At 66.0% G+C, this 17116-nt stretch carries 16 protein-coding genes and 1 pseudogene; 6 read left to right on the top strand and 11 right to left on the bottom strand.

What is annotated here, in order from left to right; genetic code table 11:
• The 9 genes and pseudogenes from OS124_RS0109260 to OS124_RS0109225 form a co-directional block, all read right to left on the bottom strand.
• Window positions 1–525, bottom strand: a pseudogene (locus OS124_RS0109260) (quinone-dependent dihydroorotate dehydrogenase); the annotation flags it as partial.
• Window positions 522–860 carry a DUF952 domain-containing protein gene (locus OS124_RS0109255; RefSeq protein WP_010139253.1) on the bottom strand — a complete coding sequence of 113 codons (339 nt, stop codon included), beginning with the start codon at window positions 858–860 and terminating at the stop codon, window positions 522–524. The gene OS124_RS0109255 and the pseudogene OS124_RS0109260, both read right to left, overlap by 4 nt.
• A 51-nt stretch (window positions 861–911) precedes the next feature.
• Entirely contained in the window at window positions 912–1499 is a 588-nt protein-coding gene (locus OS124_RS24195; RefSeq protein ID WP_237708096.1) for an alpha/beta fold hydrolase, read from the bottom strand.
• A complete protein-coding gene (locus OS124_RS27970; protein WP_237708095.1) occupies window positions 1439–1756 on the bottom strand; it encodes an alpha/beta fold hydrolase in 318 nt (105 codons plus the stop codon). The genes OS124_RS24195 and OS124_RS27970 overlap by 61 nt, the downstream gene beginning before the upstream one ends.
• Entirely contained in the window at window positions 1753–2817 is a 1065-nt protein-coding gene (locus tag OS124_RS0109245) for a branched-chain amino acid ABC transporter permease (protein WP_010139252.1), read from the bottom strand. Before OS124_RS0109245 ends, OS124_RS27970 begins: the two co-directional genes overlap by 4 nt.
• Window position 2818: 1 nt before the next feature.
• On the bottom strand, window positions 2819–3811 hold the full coding sequence (locus tag OS124_RS0109240) for a branched-chain amino acid ABC transporter permease (protein ID WP_010139250.1): 993 nt from the start codon (window positions 3809–3811) through the stop codon (window positions 2819–2821).
• A gap of 10 nt (window positions 3812–3821) precedes the next feature.
• Window positions 3822–4526, bottom strand: coding sequence for an ABC transporter ATP-binding protein (locus tag OS124_RS0109235; RefSeq protein ID WP_010139249.1), 705 nt, complete (start codon window positions 4524–4526; stop codon window positions 3822–3824).
• A complete protein-coding gene (locus OS124_RS0109230) occupies window positions 4523–5284 on the bottom strand; it encodes an ABC transporter ATP-binding protein (protein ID WP_010139248.1) in 762 nt (253 codons plus the stop codon). The genes OS124_RS0109235 and OS124_RS0109230 overlap by 4 nt, the downstream gene beginning before the upstream one ends.
• Before the next feature lie 76 nt (window positions 5285–5360).
• Window positions 5361–6557, bottom strand: a complete 1197-nt coding sequence (locus OS124_RS0109225; RefSeq protein ID WP_010139247.1) for a substrate-binding domain-containing protein — start codon at window positions 6555–6557, stop codon at window positions 5361–5363.
• A 109-nt stretch (window positions 6558–6666) separates the two neighbouring features.
• Here OS124_RS0109225 and OS124_RS0109220 point away from each other — a divergent pair, with 109 nt between their 5' ends.
• The 4 genes from OS124_RS0109220 (at window position 6667) to OS124_RS0109205 (ending at window position 14923) form a co-directional block, all read left to right on the top strand.
• The gene (locus tag OS124_RS0109220) at window positions 6667–7263 is read left to right on the top strand and encodes a helix-turn-helix transcriptional regulator (protein WP_010139246.1); all 597 of its coding nucleotides are present in this window, start codon (window positions 6667–6669) and stop codon (window positions 7261–7263) included.
• A gap of 1280 nt (window positions 7264–8543) precedes the next feature.
• A complete protein-coding gene (locus OS124_RS28175; protein ID WP_050900848.1) occupies window positions 8544–11414 on the top strand; it encodes a calcium-binding protein in 2871 nt (956 codons plus the stop codon).
• A gap of 545 nt (window positions 11415–11959) precedes the next feature.
• Window positions 11960–13135 carry an amidohydrolase gene (locus OS124_RS0109210; protein WP_010139244.1) on the top strand — a complete coding sequence of 392 codons (1176 nt, stop codon included), beginning with the start codon at window positions 11960–11962 and terminating at the stop codon, window positions 13133–13135.
• Between the two features lie 228 nt (window positions 13136–13363).
• Window positions 13364–14923 (top strand): bifunctional metallophosphatase/5'-nucleotidase, encoded by a 1560-nt coding sequence (locus tag OS124_RS0109205; protein ID WP_010139243.1) that lies wholly within the window; start codon window positions 13364–13366, stop codon window positions 14921–14923.
• Window positions 14924–15032: 109 nt separating this feature from the next.
• On the opposite strand, the gene OS124_RS0109200 is transcribed toward OS124_RS0109205, so the two are convergent.
• Entirely contained in the window at window positions 15033–15377 is a 345-nt protein-coding gene (locus tag OS124_RS0109200) for a hypothetical protein (protein WP_010139242.1), read from the bottom strand.
• 237 nt (window positions 15378–15614) lie between these two features.
• Between OS124_RS0109200 and OS124_RS0109195 the strand changes: the two genes are divergently transcribed.
• Window positions 15615–15923: a J-domain-containing protein gene (locus OS124_RS0109195; protein WP_029375312.1), complete on the top strand. Its 309-nt coding sequence runs from the start codon at window positions 15615–15617 to the stop codon at window positions 15921–15923.
• 3 nt (window positions 15924–15926) lie between these two features.
• Entirely contained in the window at window positions 15927–16586 is a 660-nt protein-coding gene (locus OS124_RS0109190) for an SOS response-associated peptidase (RefSeq protein WP_010139240.1), read from the top strand.
• 135 nt (window positions 16587–16721) lie between these two features.
• Here the strand turns inward: OS124_RS0109190 and OS124_RS27400 are convergent.
• A partial coding sequence (locus OS124_RS27400; protein WP_010139239.1) for a hypothetical protein occupies window positions 16722–17116 on the bottom strand: 395 nt, incomplete at its 5' end.

The raw sequence follows: 17116 nt of genomic DNA, 5'->3' as shown, positions 1-17116 counted from the left end.
GACCGTGGCGAAATCCAGGTGCTGCCCGCAGCGCGCCAGAACGGCGGCGAAATCGCCCGCGCGGTCGGCGCTGTCCTTGTTGGCGCCGAGGTTCAGCCCGATCACCGCATCCGAGGGGCGTTTGGCCAGCCGGTCGGCGATCGCCTCCATGCCCTCGTTGTTGAAGCCGAAGCGGTTGATCACGCCGCGGTCCTCGGTCAGGCGGAACAGGCGCGGCTTGGGGTTGCCGGGCTGCGGGCGGGGCGTCGCCGCGCCGACCTCGAGGAAGCCGAACCCCGCGCGCGCCAGCGGCGCCAGCGCCTCGGCGTTCTTGTCATAGCCCGCCGCCAGGCCCAGCGGGTTGGCCAGCCGCAGCCCCGCGACCTCGCAGCGCAGCCGGTCCGAGGTGACCAGCCCCGCCAGCGGCGCCAGCCCCATGCGCAGCGCCGTCAGCGACAGGCCATGGGCGCGCTCGGGGTCCAGGCGGTGCAGGGCGGCGAGGCCCGCGCGCTCGATGGCGCGGTCAAAGGCGGAGGGCAGGCTCATGCCATGTCCTCCGGGAAGCGGTGCGTGCCCTCGACGAGGGGCAGCGGCCAGTGGGCCGTGACCTCGGTCAGCGCCAGCTTGCGGAAGAGGTGCGGGAACAGGGCGCCGCCGCGCGAAACCTCCCATTTCAGCGCCTCGCCAAGCGTCCTGGTCTCGACGGCGGCCAGCACCAGACCCTCGGCGCCGGCGAAATGCTTCGCGGCGGTCTCGGCAGCCTGTTCGGCGGTCGAGAAGTGGATGAAGCCATCGGCCAGGTCGATGGGCGCGCCCGAGGTTTCCCCCTGCGCCACCAGATCATGCCATTCGTCGGAGCGGAAAATCTTGTAGATCAGCATGGGCCTCTCCTGCACCGGAAAGGCCCTGCCGGTCAATTGAGATGCGCGGGATCAGGCGCCGAGGTCGGACAGCACCTGCCGCACCATGGCGATGTCCTCGGGGCGGGAGAGGCTGGGTGCATGGCCACAGTCGGCCATCTCCGTCACCTGGGGGCGGGGGCCGCTCTGCCGCATGCGCTCGGCGATCTCCGCCGTCAGAAGGTCGGACTGTGCGCCGCGGATGACGTGGACGGGCAGCGAGATACGCTCCCAGCGGTCCCAGGTCGTCAGCTCTTCCGCCGAAGCGGTGAACTGGATGGTGATGCGCGGATCGTAGTGCAGGGTGAACATGCCGTTGTCCCGCCGCCGGACCGAGCTGCGCGCCATGCGCCGCCAGAAGCGGTCCGCCGCAGGGCCAAAGGGCAGATAGGCGCTGCGGAACCAGACCTCGGCCTCGGTCACGGTGCGGAACTCGGGCGAGGTGCCGGCATAGGAGAGAATGCGGTCGATGGCTTCCTGGGGGATCTCGGGGCCGATGTCGTTGATCACCAGCGCCGAGAGGCGGGCGGCCAGCGGGCCCGAGGCCATGCGCATCCCGATCAGCCCGCCCATCGAGGTGCCCAGCCAGGCGGTCTTGTCGATCCCGTAGCGGTCCAGCATGTCGGTGGCGATGCCGGCGTAATACTCGACCGAGTATTCGGCGCGGGGTTGATCGACCAGCTGGACAGCCCGCGCCCGATGGTGTCAGGACAGAGCACGAAGTAGCGCTCCGACAGCGCCTCGGCCAGTTCGTCGAAGTCGCGGCCCGTGCGGGCGAGGCCGTGCCACATGACCAGCGGCGGGGCCGAAGGATCGCCCCATTCGGTCACGTGCAGCTCATGGTCGAGGACGGGGATGAAGCTGAAACGCCGGCTCATGTGCGCGCCCCTTTCGCCGAGAGCGTGCCGACGATCCCCTTGGGGAAGAAGTAGACCAGCAGGATGAAGACGATGCCCAGCCAGAGAAGCCAGCGGTCGGGCGACAGGATGTCGGGCAGCAGCGGCAGGCCCGAGGTCGCCTCGGAGGCAGCGCCCATCAGGTCGCGCAGGTAGTATTGTGCCAGCACCATCAGCGTCGCGCCGATCACTGCGCCCCACATCGTGCCCATGCCGCCGATGACGACCATCAGCAGGATGTCGATCATGATGTCGAAGGACAGTGCCGTCTCGGGGCCGGTGTATTTCAGCCAGACCGCGTAGACGGTGCCCGCCAGAGAGGCGACCACGGCGGCGATGCAGAAGACGAAGGTGCGATAGGCGACGACGCGATAGCCGATGGCCTCGGCGCGGGCCTCGTTCTCGCGGATCGCCTTCAGCACCGTGCCGATGGGGGATCCCACGAGGCGCAGCATCACCGCAAAGAGCACGAGCGCGCTGGCGAAGACGAAGTAATAGGCCGCCAGCTTACCGTTCAGCCGCACGCCCCAGAGCTGCGCCACCTTGCCCTCGCCGTCCAGCCAGAGCTTGGTGGCGGGCTTGAAGAGGTCGGGGGCGGAATAGGTGATGCCGTCCTCGCCCCCCGTGAGGCCCGAGAGCTGGCTGGCCAGCACCAGCGCGACCGAGGCCGTAGCCAGGGTGATCATGGCGAAGAAGATCGCCTTCACCCGCAGGGACAGCAGGCCGATGGCCACGGCGACGACCAGCGACAGCACGACGCCGCCAAGCGCGCCCAGCCCGACGGCACCCCAGCCGGGCCCCATCTGGTCCAGCGCGATGGCCGCGCCATAGCTGCCGAAGCCGAAGAACATGACATGGGCGAAGCTGACGATGCCGGTGTAGCCGATCAGCAGGTCATAGCTGGCCACCAGCACGATGAAGACGCAGATCCGTGCGGCCACCTGGATCGAGCGCACGTCCTGGAACAGGAAGGGCCAGAACAGCAGCGCGGCGGCGATGGCCAGCACGGCCAGCTTGATGATCAGGGAAGGTTTCTGGGTCATGTCATTTCACCGCCGGTTTCAGCCCGTTGGGCCGCCACAGAAGGATCGCCATCATCAGAAGCATGTTGGATGCCAGCGACAGCTTGGGGGCGAGGAAGCCCACGTAATTGCTCATCAGCCCGACCAGGATCGCGCCCAGAAGGGTGCCCTGCACCGAGCCGAGCCCGCCGATGATCACCACGATGAAGACCACGATCATCATCTCGGCGCCCAGATGCGGGGTGATCAGGGTCTGATAGCCCGCCCACATGGCCCCGCCGAGCGCGGCCAGCGCGCTGCCGGCCATGAAGACTCCGATGAACAGCCGGTCGATGCGGAAGCCGAGCGCCTCGACCATCTCGCGGTTCTCGACGCCGGCGCGGATCAGCAGGCCCAGCCGGGTGCGGTTCAGCACGAAGTAGAGACCGGCATAGGCCAGCAGGCCGAGGGTGAAGGCGAAGACGCGGTAGATCTCGATGGTCACGTCACCCAGCACGAAGGCGCCTTCCAGGAAGGCCGGGCGGCCGACGCTGAACGGGGTGCCGCCCCAGATTGCCAGGATCAGTTCCTCGACGACGATCAGCGCGCCCATGGTGATCAGGATCTGGCGCAGGTGGTCGGCGTAGACGGGCTTGATGATGACCGTCTCGAAGAACCAGCCCGCGACAAGGCCGAACAGCATCGCCGCGCCGAAGGCCACCAGCAGGGCAGCGGCGTTGAGCAGCACGCTGTCGGCACCCAGCCAGCCGCCCATGGCCGCCAGCACGCTGGCCGCGATGAAGGCGCCAAGGCTGATGAAGGCCGAATGGCCGAAGTTCAGCACGTCCATCAGGCCGAAGACGAGGCTCAGCCCCGAGGCCATGAGGAAGATCATCATGCCCATGGCCAGCCCGGCCACGGTCAGCGTCGCCCAGCTGGAGGGCGCGCCGATCAGCACGAAGGCCAGAAGGGCGACCGCGACGGGCAGCAGGTAGACGCCACCCAGCCGGTCGATGGTTGCGTTCAGCTTTTCCATTCTCTTCCCCTCAGGCCGACAGGGACAGCAGGCGGTCCTGCAGCGCTTGATCGGCTGCGAACTCGGCCATGGTCCCGGCATGGGCGATGCGCCCGTCCTCGATGACCGCCATGTCGCGGCCGAGGGACTTGGCGAACTCGAAATTCTGCTCGACCAGCAGGATGGTGCTGCGGTCACTGATCTGGCGGAAGGCCTCTGCCATGTTATCGACGATGGCGGGCGCAAGGCCCTTGGTCGGCTCGTCGATCAGGATCAGCTCGCGCGGCTCGATGATGGCGCGCGCCACGGAGAGCATCTGCTTCTGCCCACCCGAGAGCGCGCCTGCGGGCTTGTCCCAGAACTTTTCCAGCGCCGGGAACAGATCGTAGATCCAGCGCAGGCGGTCCTTGTCGAAACTGCCGTCGGCGGTGGCCAACACCATGTTCTCGGCCACGGTCAGGCCGCCGAAGATGCCCATGTCCTCGGGGACAAAGGCGATTCCCCGCTTGGCGATCTCGGCGGTATGGAGGCCGGTCAGATCTTCGCCCCGGAAGCTGACGGAGCCGGGGGAGGGGCTCCAGAGCCCTATGATCGAGCGCAGGGTGGTCGACTTGCCCGCGCCATTGCGGCCCAGCAGGACGAAGACGCCGCCCTCGGGCACCTCGAGGCTGATGTCGTGCAGCACGTGGTACTGCCCGATCGAGGTCTTCATGGTCTTCAGGGACAGAAGGCTCATGCCGTCACCCCCTTGCCGAGGTAGACATCCTTGACGATCTGGCTCGACATCACCTCTTCGGGGGCGCCATCGGCCAGCAGTTCGCCGTTGTGCAGTACGATGATGCGGTCGGCCAGGGCGCGCACCACGTCCATCTTGTGCTCGACCAGCAGCACGGTCTTGGTGGTGTCGCGCTTGATCCCGGCGATCAGCTCCAGCACGTCGGGGGCATGGTCCAGGGACATGCCCGCCGTGGGTTCGTCGAACATGTAGATATCGGGCTCCATCGCCATCAGCAGCGCGACCTCCAGCTTGCGCTGGTCGCCGTGGCTGAGTTCCGAGGCCGCCTGATGCGCGACGCCGGTCAGCTTGGTGGCCTCAAGATAGCTCTCGGCACGCGCGGTCAGCCCCTTCAGCGAGGCGGCGGGGCGGAACAGCCTCCAGCCGTCGCTCGAATGGGCCTGCACGGCGAGGCGGATGTTTTCCAGCACCGAGAGGCCGGGGAAGAGGTTGGTCAGCTGGAAGGCGCGACCGACGCCGTGATGCGCGCGCGCCGAGGGCGCCATGGCGGTCAGGTCGGTGCCGTTCTTCAGGACCTTGCCCGAGGTGGCGCGCAGCTGGCCGGAAATCAGGTTGAAATAGGTGGTCTTGCCGGCGCCATTGGGGCCGACGATCACCGTCAGCTCTCCGGGCCGGAAGTCGCAGGAGACGGCGTTGACGGCCACGTGGCCGCCGAAGCGGATCGTCAGATCCTGCGTGGATAGGGAAGGTGTGGTCATGGGGGAACCTGTTCATCTGCCCCGGGGCCGGGGCGGGTGATCCCGGGCCGCGCGGGCCCGGGATCTTTCAGCGCGATCAGTTCTCGCGGCCGATGGGGATGTTCATTTCCTCGGGCTTGATCTCGCGGACCAGCTCGGGGATCGCCCAGTCGACATTGTCATCGACCTTGATCTTGAAGTGGTACATGGACTGCAGCGCCTGGTGATCTTCCGGGCGGAAGGTCATCGTGCCCTTGGGCGTCTCCCAGGACATGCCCTCCATGGTCTCGATCAGGCTCTCGGTGTCCCACTCCTCGGCGGTCTCCAGCGCCTTCACCACGGCCATGGCGGCGGCCATGCCACCGGCAGTGAAGAAGTCCGGCGGGGTCTCGAAACGCTCGGTATGGGTCTGGACCAGCCAGTCGTTCACCTCGTTCTGGGACGCCTCGTAGTAGTAGTAGATGGCGCCTTCCATGCCCGGCACCCGCTTGTAGGTCGGCAGCACGGGCAGGATGTGACCGCCGGTCGAGATCTCGATGCCATAGCGCTCGGGCTGCATGGCCTTGATCTTGCCCATCGGATCGCCGCCGCCGGCAACGTAGATCATGATCACCTTGCGGCCCTCGTGATCCTTCAGCGCGTTGAACATGCGCTCGGCCGAGGCGGTGAAGTCGGTGGTGCCCTGGGGGATGTATTCCTCGGTCACCACCGTCGCGCCCGAGCCGTCCAGCGCGGCCTTGAAGGCGGTGATGCCGTCACGTCCGAAGGCGTAGTCCTCGGCCAGGGTAGCGACGAAGAGGTTCTCGTCCGGCGCCAGGGCCAGGGCCTGCGCCTGCATGTCCATCGAGGAGTTGCGCGAGGTCTTGAAGATGTAGCGGTTGCTGTCCGGGCCGGTCAGGCTGTCGGCCACGGCAGGCTCGACGATCAGGATCTTCTCGTATTCCTCGGCAATCGGCAGCATCGACAGCGTCACGCCCGACGAGGTCGCCCCGACGGCCAGCAGCACTTCGTCGTCACCATAGGCCTCTTCCAGCACCGCACGGGCCACGTCCGGCTTGAACTGGGTGTCCTTGTGGATGATCTCGATCGGGTGGCCCTTGATTTCCAGCGTGCCGCCGGTGGCATATTCCAGGCCCAGCTCGAAGCCGGTCTGGCTCTGCTTCGAGAATGCCTCGAAGCTGGAGCCGGACATGCCGTGCACCAGCGCGATCTTCACCGGATCCTGCGCCATGGCGACAGTGCCGATGCCAAGGCCAAGCGCAATGGCGCCGGCCAGCGAATACAGGGACTTCATCGGTCCTCCTCCCGTTTTCCTCCGCCGGCGGGCCGTTGCGTGGCAACGGCTCCTCCGGTATCTCCTTGTGGAAACGAGGATCACTCAGCGCCGCTACGGGGGCAATATCGTGGAACCACGTATCCGCCAGGCCTACGAAGAGGGCCGCTTCGAGGACATCGCCTTCCTCTATGCGCCCATCGGTCTCGTGGTGACCGAGAACCGGGTGATCCGAGACTGCAACCTGAGCTTCGCCGAGATGTTCGGCTATGAGCGCGACGGGCTGCGGGATCAGACCTTCTCGATCCTCTATCCCTCTGCCGAAGAGTTCCGCAACATCCGCGACCGGGGCGTGCCGAAGCTGCGCGAGGGCAATACCTACTGGGACGAGAGGGTGATGGCGCGCCGCGACGGCACGCTGTTCTGGTGCCGGGTGCGGGGGCACTCCTTCACCCCCGATGCGCCGCTGACCCGCGCGGTCTGGAGCTTTGCCGACCTGTCCCCCGTGCGTCCCTACAACGAGCTGACCCGGCGCGAGCGCGAGATCGTCTCTTTCCTTGCCGACGGGCTGACCTCGAAGGAGATCGCGCTGAAGCTCGATCTGTCCTACCGCACGGTCGAGGTCTACCGGGCCAAGCTGCTGAAGAAATTCGGCGTCGTGAACACCAGTGCGCTGTTCACCGCGCTTGGCCATGTGGATGCCACCCACGTGGTTGGCAGGCGCTGACCCCGACCCGTGCGCTGGTCGTTGAGCTATGCATTGAGCGCATGCCTTCATCTGGTCTGCCCGCTAATTTCCTTAATTCGTGGAATTTAATGTGGGGTTCGCCACACTTTCGCCAGAGTTGTGCAACTACAGGAAGAGTGTGTTGCGGGGCGGGTGTCGGCGACAGAAGCCGGCAATCGGCCACCTTCGCGCGACCTGTCCAGGCTGTCGGCCGCGAATCTCCCCCCCGATGAAGGGGAGGCACGGTGACGGCGCAGCACGGCAGCCCGGGGACCTGAGGCACCGTCCCGAGACGAAAGTCTAAGCTGGCCGCGCCCGACCGGCGGATTTGTGCGGATGCTTACCCAGGGGCAATTCCGCAACGCTTGTAACGGATATGCAACGAAATCTGGGCGGCGCGTCCGGTTTCGGCCCGTTTCCCACCCCAATTGAGGGATGCTCGGCGCGAATCACACTTCCTGCTTGTGTTGTTCGCCCCAAACCCTGCGCCGGATAAGGATTGGGCTGCATCAGGGCTTGCTACGCTTATTTCCTAACGTTTCTGACATTGTTTGGGATATAATGGTCTTACGATACACCTTTGCTCCGTCACCCTGACACACACACACACCGATGGTCATTGAATGTATCCGCGCAGTGAAAAGGTACCCTTCGGGGCCTTTTCACTCGCCTTAAAGGTGAAAATTCATGCTATCCGGTGCGCATTTCTCAAATGCACAGTCGGTCTTGCAAAGTTCGATGCCCGCTATGGGTGTGTTTGCATGCATGCGGAAAGCGTTCGCGCTTGCTGCATGAGATCCCTTTTTTATAAGGCGATGCTGGCGCGAGCTATCCGCTGAGAGGGCAGCTCGGTGCCGTCCTGGCCCGGTGCACCCGACTTTCCTGTAACGCTGTACTTGCACGTATCGCGGTTCACCCTCCGCGATTTTCCGGCACACTGAGCTTGTGTGTGTCAGTTGTGAGTGCGGAGTTTTACAGTGGAACCGTTATTGGTGTCGCTGTTGGGGATGGTAGCCTCTGGCTACATCGCCGAAGACAGCGTTTTGGGTAAATTCCTCAAGTCTGAGGGATCTGTTGAAGAGGATGATGACGAGGATCTTGCGCAGGAGGAGACGTCCGAAGACGGTTCCAGCCCGCTTGATTACGTCTATCCAGACGGGGATCTCGTCGACGACGGGGAAACGTCTGTAGCAGACGAGGGGGAGCCGGCCGATCAGGCCGGTTCCCTCGCAAACCAGGTCGTGACGGGAGAAGACGCGACAAACCCCGAGGTCCAGCCAGTGGATGACTGGACCGGCGCCGCCGAAGATGCGGCCGAGGACGACGATGTCCTGAATTTCGAGGTTCGGACGGGGGTGGCCGGTGCCGCGCCCACGCTGATCAGCGGTTTCGACGCCGCCAGCGACGATCCCGACACCCGCCCCGACCAGATCTTCCTGATGGATCAGGACGGCGCGATCATTCCCGAAAGTGAATTTGCCGAAGGCGACCGTTACCTGTCGCTGGTCGACATGGAGGACGGCTCTGGTGCCGCGCTCTATCTCGATGACGAACTGGTCGCGGTGATCGAGGATTACACCGCCGCCGAGCTGGCCGCGGATACCTCCTGGGTCGGCAACTTCCAGTCCGGCCAGTCCGGCTATCTCGACATCTTCCATGACCAGCCCGAGGCACCCGGAAGCACCGAGGTGATCGCCGGGGAAGAGACCGTCGAGGACGCCGAGGTGATCGAGGCGGAGACCCCCGCAGAGGAGCAAGCCCAGGCCGAGACCCCGCAAGACGTGGCCGAGGAGACCCTCTCCGCCGCCGAGGGCGAGGACAGCCTGACCGGCGACGCGGGCAGCGACGAGGTGGAGGAAACCCCCGAGGTCACCACCTCGCTGGAGGTCACCGGCGCCGAGGGCACCGGCCAGTACGTCAAGGATGCGCTCTTCGGAGCCAATGTGATCTACACGATCAACACCGACATGGGGCAGCCGCTCGCGAATATCGTCGAGTCGATGCAGGAGCTGGATATCGACCATATCCGCTTCCCCGCCGGTCAGGGCGATGGCCCTGCCGAGACCGAGGGCGAGGGCTGGCTGAACATCGTCGATCTGGACTATGCCGAGGACGGCACCGTCAGCCTGGGCGAGGAGGTCACCCGCCTGCTCGACTGGGCCAAGGACCCGAACGGCGACGGCGATACCTCGGATGCGGTCCAGGTCACCCTGGTGATCCCGACCCAGCACCTGAGCCTCGAGGAATACGAGGAATTCGGCGAGGAAATCGAGATCTTCTCGCAGCTGGTTTCCGAGCAGTACGGCGATGTCGTCGCGGCATTCGAGATCGGCAACGAATACTGGGCCTCGATCGGTGAGACGGAATACGGCGCCAAGGCGAACATCGCCATCAAGGCGCTGGCCCAGGGGATGGAGAACGCCGGTCTGGAAGGCGACGACCAGGCCGATATCATCGCCCAGATGGCGACGCCGAACCATGCCTCGGAATTCCACGTCTCGGTCGCCGAGGGCAGCTGGATCGAACGCCTTGAGGCGGCCAACCAGACCATCATCGACCAGCTCGACGACGAGGCCCGCGCGGAACTGGACGGCGTGGTCGAGCACTACTACTGGCGCCAGGACAACGCGGTCTACGACGACAGCCTGGCCGAGAAGAACTACATCACCAAGGACTACGACGTCTGGCATGCCAACTTCGAGAAGGAGCTGGACCTGCACATCACCGAATGGAACGTGCGGACCACCTCCTACCACGAGAACGGGATGAAATCCGCCTCCACCATCCTCGAGCAGTTCGAGAACATGGTCGAAATGGGCGTCGACAGTGCCGATGTCTGGGCAGTGAACCACAACACCGCGACCGACCTTGCCGGCGACCGCGATGGCACGGTGAGCACGGACGAGCAGGGCCGTGTCACCAGCTCGGTGCGCGGTGCGGTCTTCGACCTGATGTCCTCGTCCCTGCCGGGCAAGGAGCTGGTCGAGGTCGAGCTGGGCAACGACGACGGCAGCATCGAGGTAAACGCCTACCGCGACGACGAGGAGACGGTGGTCTACATCTCGTCCCGCTCGCTGGATGTCGAGACCGTCGAGATCGACCTCTCCAGGCTGGTCGGTGACTTCGACAGCGCCACCGGGGTCAAGGTCGGCTTCGACCAGTCGTCCTCGGACGGGATGCACTGGTCGACCGAGGACGGCCGCGTCGAACCCGACTACGTCATGATCAACGGCGAGAAGTACTACTACAACGAACATGACGTGATGGCCGAGTACACGGACTACGAGTTCGACAGCGCGGTGATCTCCGTGACCCTGAAGCCCTACGAGGTGATCGAGGTCACCTTCTCGGGCAGCACCGCCGATCTCTCTGCGGGCGATCAGGCGTCGCAGGTCGACGGGGGGCAGGCGGATGACCTGATCCTTGACGCAGGGCCGGCAGAGGCCCCCGTCGAGGTGCCCACGCAGGACACCGGCGCGCCGAACCTCGACGATCACCTGACCGGCAGCGGCTATGCCGACTACCTGAAGGGCTTCTCGGGGGATGACACCATCGAGGGTCTGGGCGGTGACGACACGCTGGCGGGCTCTCAGGGCAATGACCAGCTGTTCGGCGGCGCCGGAGACGATCTTCTCAACGGCGGCCAGCAGGACGACCGGGTGATCGGCGGCTCGGGCGACGACGAGGTGCTGGGCTGGACCGGCAATGACTACCTCAAGGGCAACGAGGGCAATGACAGCGTCTATGGCGGTCAGGGCAATGACAAGCTGATGGGCTCGCAGGGCAATGATCACCTGGAAGGCGGGTCGGGCGATGACTTCCTGAACGGCGGCATGGATGACGACTGGCTCTCGGGCGGGCAGGGGGCGGATACGCTGACCGGCTGGACCGGCGCCGATACCTTCTTCTTCGCCGAGGGCGATGTGACCTCGGGCGACGTCATCACCGACTTCGAGCCCGGCATCGACGTGATCGAGCTGGACCTGCCCGAGATGATGTCGGTGCAGGACCTGGTCTTCACCGCGCGGCCCGAGGGCGGCGTGCGGATCCAGATCCCGGGCCATGGCGACATCCTGCTGGACGGAGACCTGACCGTCGAGCAGGTGGCGCAGGCCGGAAACTTCCTCTTCCTCGGGGCCATGGCGGCCTGACGGGGCGGGAGCACGACTAGACAGGTCGGGGCCTTCGGGCCCCGGCCCTGCGCGGCGGAGGTGGGCAAAAGGTCCGCCGCGACGGACAGAGAGGGAAGACAGTGCATCTCGGGATCACCCTCGACGGGGCGCGGCATCGCCCCGGGGGTATCCCATGGGGCCGTCGCCTGACGGTCCCGGAAGATCCCCGCGCGGGGCCCGTTCCACGGCCTTTCGCGCGGTGGTAGCGGGCAGGCCCGGCACGGCCCGCCCGCCGCTTTCGACGGCTAATGGCACTCACGACACACAACTAGCCGCCGAAAGCTCCCCGCGCGCTCCGGTTGCACACCCGGGGCGCGCACCTTGACCGGGCGGACGCCGCCAGAGGGCGCGGCCCGGAGGATCGTTTCAGATGAGTCCCAACAGCCTCAGCATAGGCGGATTGCTTCCATCGCGGAAGCCATGGCCTGCGCGCCGCTGTCGGGGCCTGTTTCGCGCGTCCCTCTCTTGCCTTCGGGCGGGGATTGGCGATCATCGGGCCTGACAGTCGACAGAAGGACCAGCCCATGCCCGCCAATGCCGAAGTCTCGCGCTTCCTTGCCGAGCGGTTTCCGCAGCACCGCGAACTGCGCCGCGACATCCATGCCCACCCCGAGCTGGGCTTCGAGGAGCACCGCACCGCCGCGCTGGTGGCGGCGCGCCTGCGCGCGGCCGGCTACGAGGTGACCGAGGGGCTGGGCGTGACCGGCCTTGTGGCCACCCTGCGGCGGGGCGAGGGGCCCGCGATCGGCATCCGCGCCGACATGGATGCCCTGCCGATGGACGAGCAGACCAACCTGCCCCATGCCTCGAAGACCCCGGGCAAGATGCATGCCTGTGGCCATGACGGCCACACCGTCAGCCTGCTGGCCACTGCCGAAGCCCTTGCCGCGCATGGCAAATTCTCGGGCACCCTGCACCTGATCTTCCAGCCCGCCGAAGAGGGGCAGGGCGGAGGCGCCAGGATGATCGAGGACGGCCTGTTCACGCGCTTTCCCTGCGACCGGATCTTCGGCTTCCACAACGAGCCACGCCTGCCGCTGGGGCAGGCGGCGACGCGCGGCGGGCCGACCATGGCCTCGGCGGACGAGTTCCGCATCACCCTGACCGGCAAGGGCGGGCACGCGGCGGTGCCCCATATGGCCAAGGACGTGGCGCTGGCCCTGTCCGAGCTGGTGGTGGCGCTGCAAAGCCTCGTCGCCCGGCGCATCGACCCGCTGCATGGCGCCGTGGTCTCGGTCACCCAGATCCACGTCGGATCTGCCTTCAACGTGATCGCCGAAAGCGGCTGGCTGGCGGGCACGGTGCGCTGTCTGGTGCCGGCCGACCGGGCCTTCCTCGAAGCCGGGATCAGGCGCATTGCTCGCGCCCATGCCGAGGCCGCCGAGCTGGAGATCGCCATCGACTGGAAGGACGGCTACCCGCCGCTGTGCAACGACTACGCCGCCGTGGCTGACGTGGCGCAGGTGCTGTCCTCGGACGCAGCGCCGGTCACCTATGGCGAGGCGGTGCCGATCCTCGCCGCCGAGGATTTCGCCTTCATGCTCAACGAGGTGCCCGGCGCCTACATCTTCTTCGGCATGGCGGAAGAAGGGCAGTCCCGGCCCATGGTCCATGATCCGGCCTACGATTTCGACGACCGCCTGATTCCCATCGTCGCCGAAAGCATGGTGGCCCTGGTCGAGGCCGAATTGCCCGTCTGAGCCTTGGCGTAAAAGAAGCTTCCGGGCCGCCCGATTGGGCGCCCGGCGGTTTCCGCGAGGGCGTTCCGCAGGCTATGTGAAAGTTTTGTGACTAATTTGATCATCTGGTCAGGTCCGGCGCGGTGGCGACCATTGTCATACCCCTGACGCAGAGATCGGCTTTGACTCGGGCCATCATGCCGGGGCAGCATTTCCCGCATAGAAGTGACCTAACTGGGGAGAAACCCGATGTCCGTCCGTCTGCTGACGAGCGTGGCCGCCTTGGCGCTGAGCGCCGGCACCGCCATGGCCGATTACTCGCTGACCATCCTGCACACCAACGACTTCCATGCCCGTTTCGAGCCGATCTCGGCCTATGACTCCGGCTGCTCGGCCGAGGACAACACCGAGGGCAAGTGCTTTGGCGGCTCCGCCCGCCTGGTGACCGCCGTGGAAGAGGCCCGCGCCCGCGCCGGCAACTCGATCCTGGTGGATGGCGGCGACCAGTTCCAGGGCACGCTGTTCTACACCTATTACAAGGGCAAGCTTGCCGCCGAGATGATGAACAAGCTGGGCTATGACGCGATGACCGTGGGCAACCACGAATTCGACGACGGCCCCGAAGTGCTGCGCGGCTTCATGGATGCGGTCGACTTCCCCGTGCTGATGTCCAACGCCGATGTCTCGGCCGAGCCGCTGCTGGCCGACACGCTGATGAAATCCACGACCATCGAGGTCGGTGGCGAGATGATCGGCCTGATCGGCCTGACGCCCCAGGATACCGACGAACTGGCCAGCCCCGGCGACAACATCACCTTCTCGGATCCTTCCGAGGCGGTTCAGGGGGAAGTCGACAAGCTGACCGCCGAGGGCGTGAACAAGATCATCGTCCTGTCCCACTCGGGCTACAAGGTCGACCAGACCGTCGCCGCCAATACCACCGGTGTCGACGTCATCGTGGGCGGTCACTCGAACACCTACCTGTCGAATTCGGCCGAGAACGCCGAAGGCCCCTATCCGACCATGGTCGGCGAGACCGCCATCGTCTCGGCCTATGCCTACGGCAAGTTCCTGGGCGAGCTGAACGTGACCTTCGACGATGAGGGCAAGCTGCTGTCCGCCGAAGGCGAGCCGCTGATCATGGACGGCAACGTGGCCGAGGATGACGCCACCGTTGCCCGCATCGCCGAGGCTGCCGTGCCGCTGGACGAGATCCGCAACAAGGTCGTCGCCGAAGCCGCCGAAGAGATCGTCGGTGCACGCGATGTCTGCCGGGCCATGGAATGCGGCATGGGCAACCTGATCGCCGACGCCATGCTGGAGCGTGTCGCCGACCAGGGCATCGAGATCGCCATTGCCAACAGCGGCGGCATCCGGGCCTCGATCGACGCGGGCGAGGTGACCATGGGCGAAGTGCTGACCGTGCTGCCGTTCCAGAACACCCTGTCGACCTTCCAGGTCACCGGCGCCACCTTCGTCGAGGCGCTGGAGAACGGCGTCAGCCAGATGGAAGAAGGCGCGGGCCGCTTCCCGCAGGTGGCCGGCGTGACCTTCACCGTCGACCCCTCGGCCGAAGCCGGCTCGCGGATTTCCGACGTCATGGTCGGCGGCGCGCCGATCGATCCGGAGAAGGTCTACGGCGTGGTTTCCAACAACTACGTCCGCAACGGCGGCGACGGCTATGCGATGTTCAAGGACGCGATGAATGCCTATGACTTCGGCCCCGACCTGGCCGACGTGACGGCGGAATACATCGCCGCCAATGCGCCCTACACGCCCTACACCGATGGCCGCATCACCGTGAAGTGACGCGACCCTCCAGGGGGGCGGGGCCTGGCGCCACGCCCCCGAAACGACGAACGCCTGCCGAAATCCGGCAGGCGTTCTCTTTTCTTGCACGCGCCGGTGTCCGGCGGGCTCAGTTCTCTGAGGTGTTGGTCAGGCCCATGCCGATGCCGTAGTCGATGCCCGAGCCATTGACGCGAAGGCCGATATCGCCACCGATGTAGGATTCATCCATCAGGCGCACGAGGCCGCCACTGACGCGCCAGTCCTGCGCGCCCAGCATGTAGTCGACGCCGAGCGAGGCGGCGAAGCTGTCTTCGTCATCGTCCGACAGGAGGCGGGCGCCGACGCCGACGCCCGGCTGGTTGCCGCCGAAGGCGACGCTGACACCGAAGCCCAGTTGCGGGTCGGCAGAGGCCGGGGCCGAGAGGCCCAGCCCCAGGAACATGGCGGTAACCACGAGCAGGCGTTTGGTCATGATGTCCTCGTAAAATGGCGTGATTGCAGACGATTATCCGCGAAAAACGGCGCTGGTCAACGAAGGCGAAATCGGCTGTCGGCCCTGCCGTGGCATCCGCTGTCGCGCCCCGGATCGCGCTTCGGTTGCGACGGGGATGGCGCGTGACAGCGGATGCCCCGGCAGGTCCTCGCGCCGCGACAGCACCTTGGCGAAGCTGCCTTTTGCGATGCCGCGCCCTCTGATATCCTTTCCGCCATGGACCATCCCCTGATCGACCTCATCTCGGCCAAGATCGCCGAGGCCGAAGCGCGCGGCGACTTCGACAACCTGCCCGGGGCCGGAAAGCCCCTGCCGCAGGTCGACGACCCCGAGAATGCACTGCTCAACCGCCTGACCCGCGAGGCCGGCGGGGTGCCCGAGTTCGTCACCCTCTCGCGCCAGCTGGCGGCGTTGCGGCAGGAACTGCGCGAAACCGCGGATCGCGACCGCCGTCAGGAGATCATGAAGGAGATGTCCATGATGGATGTCCGCATCGACCTGGCGCGGAAAGCGCATCTGCGCTGAGAGATGTGCGGGCGCATCGCCAATACCCTGCCGCATGACGCCATGGCCCGGCTGTTCCGGGCGCAACCGGCAAACAGCCTGCCCGAGGTGCCCGATTTCAACATCTGTCCCACCCAGGACCTGCCGGTCGTCCTTGCGGGTGAGGGTGCGCGCCGCATGCTGCCGATGCGTTGGGGTTTCCTGCCCGGCTGGTACAAGAGCCAGACCGATGGCCCCCTGCTGATCAACGCCCGGACCGAGACGGTGGCGGACAAGCCCGCCTTCCGCGAGGCCTGCCGGCAGCGGCGTTGCCTTGTCGCGGTCTCGGGCTTTTACGAATGGCACCGGGAGGGCGACAGCAAGCTGCCCTGGTACTTCAGTCGTGCCGATGGCGGCCCGCTGGTGCTGGCGGGGATCTGGCAGAGCTGGGGCGAGGCGCGCCAGCCCACCCTGGCGCTGCTGACCACGGCGGCCAATGCGCTGATGGCGCCGGTGCATCACCGGATGCCGGTTGTGGTCGAGGAAGCGGATTGGCCGCTCTGGCTGGGCGAGGCGGGACATGGCGCGGCGACCCTGATGCGCCCGGTGGCCCCAGAGCTGCTGCAGGCCTGGCGGGTCTCGACCCGGGTCAATTCGAACCGGGCCGAGGGGCCCGAGTTGATCGAGCCCTGGGACGACGACTAGACGATGTGCCAATCGTGGGGGGTGACAGAAGGGCTGGCCGCGGGGGCAAGCAGTTGAGGCAGCCCCGGGGTCCATCCATCACCCCCTGTCCGGGCTGCTGATATCCGACCTTGCCGTCGGACCCCCCGGGGAAGGTCAGTTCGACGGCTTGGCGGTGACGGTGTTGCCGTTCTCGTCCACCGTCCAGACCAGCCCGCGGGTAGTCTCGATCCGGCGCACGGCCTCGGTGACGTTGAAGGTCTCTGCCAGGGAGGTCGCCAGGTAGGGATAGCTGCCCGGGCTGGCCTCGTCTTCCAGATCTGTCTCGAGGGCATCGCCGGTGAACGTGTAGGAATAGGTGTAGCGACCGTAACTGTAGTAGGTCGTGCCGGTGAAATCGAAGTCGGTATCGTTGTCCAGCATGATCGGGTAGGTGCCCCGATAGCCCAGCCATCCCGAAGACCAGCTGCCGTCATCCGCCGCGACCATCTGGTTCTGGTTCGTCAGGTTGGTGAACATCAGCGTGTCCCCCTTCTCGACATGCACCTGCT

The organism is Oceanicola sp. S124 (assembly GCF_000220565.1).
Taxonomy (GTDB): domain Bacteria; phylum Pseudomonadota; class Alphaproteobacteria; order Rhodobacterales; family Rhodobacteraceae; genus Pseudooceanicola.
The sequence above is the reverse complement of the archived record's forward strand: the minus strand, read 5'-3'. Positions and strand labels throughout refer to the sequence as shown.

Bases quoted from the DNA above. Each gene is read 5' to 3' on its own strand.
- OS124_RS0109255 (WP_010139253.1), bottom strand. From the start codon at position 860: ATGCTGATCTACAAGATTTTCCGCTCCGACGAATGGCATGATCTGGTG.
- OS124_RS24195 (WP_237708096.1), bottom strand. From the start codon at position 1,499: ATGCTGGACCGCTACGGGATCGACAAGACCGCCTGGCTGGGCACCTCG.
- OS124_RS27970 (WP_237708095.1), bottom strand. From the start codon at position 1,756: ATGAGCCGGCGTTTCAGCTTCATCCCCGTCCTCGACCATGAGCTGCAC.
- OS124_RS0109245 (WP_010139252.1), bottom strand. From the start codon at position 2,817: ATGACCCAGAAACCTTCCCTGATCATCAAGCTGGCCGTGCTGGCCATC.
- OS124_RS0109240 (WP_010139250.1), bottom strand. From the start codon at position 3,811: ATGGAAAAGCTGAACGCAACCATCGACCGGCTGGGTGGCGTCTACCTG.
- OS124_RS0109235 (WP_010139249.1), bottom strand. From the start codon at position 4,526: ATGAGCCTTCTGTCCCTGAAGACCATGAAGACCTCGATCGGGCAGTAC.
- OS124_RS0109230 (WP_010139248.1), bottom strand. From the start codon at position 5,284: ATGACCACACCTTCCCTATCCACGCAGGATCTGACGATCCGCTTCGGC.
- OS124_RS0109225 (WP_010139247.1), bottom strand. From the start codon at position 6,557: ATGAAGTCCCTGTATTCGCTGGCCGGCGCCATTGCGCTTGGCCTTGGC.
- OS124_RS0109210 (WP_010139244.1), top strand. From the start codon at position 11,960: ATGCCCGCCAATGCCGAAGTCTCGCGCTTCCTTGCCGAGCGGTTTCCG.
- OS124_RS0109205 (WP_010139243.1), top strand. From the start codon at position 13,364: ATGTCCGTCCGTCTGCTGACGAGCGTGGCCGCCTTGGCGCTGAGCGCC.
- OS124_RS0109200 (WP_010139242.1), bottom strand. From the start codon at position 15,377: ATGACCAAACGCCTGCTCGTGGTTACCGCCATGTTCCTGGGGCTGGGC.
- OS124_RS0109195 (WP_029375312.1), top strand. From the start codon at position 15,615: ATGGACCATCCCCTGATCGACCTCATCTCGGCCAAGATCGCCGAGGCC.
- OS124_RS0109190 (WP_010139240.1), top strand. From the start codon at position 15,927: ATGTGCGGGCGCATCGCCAATACCCTGCCGCATGACGCCATGGCCCGG.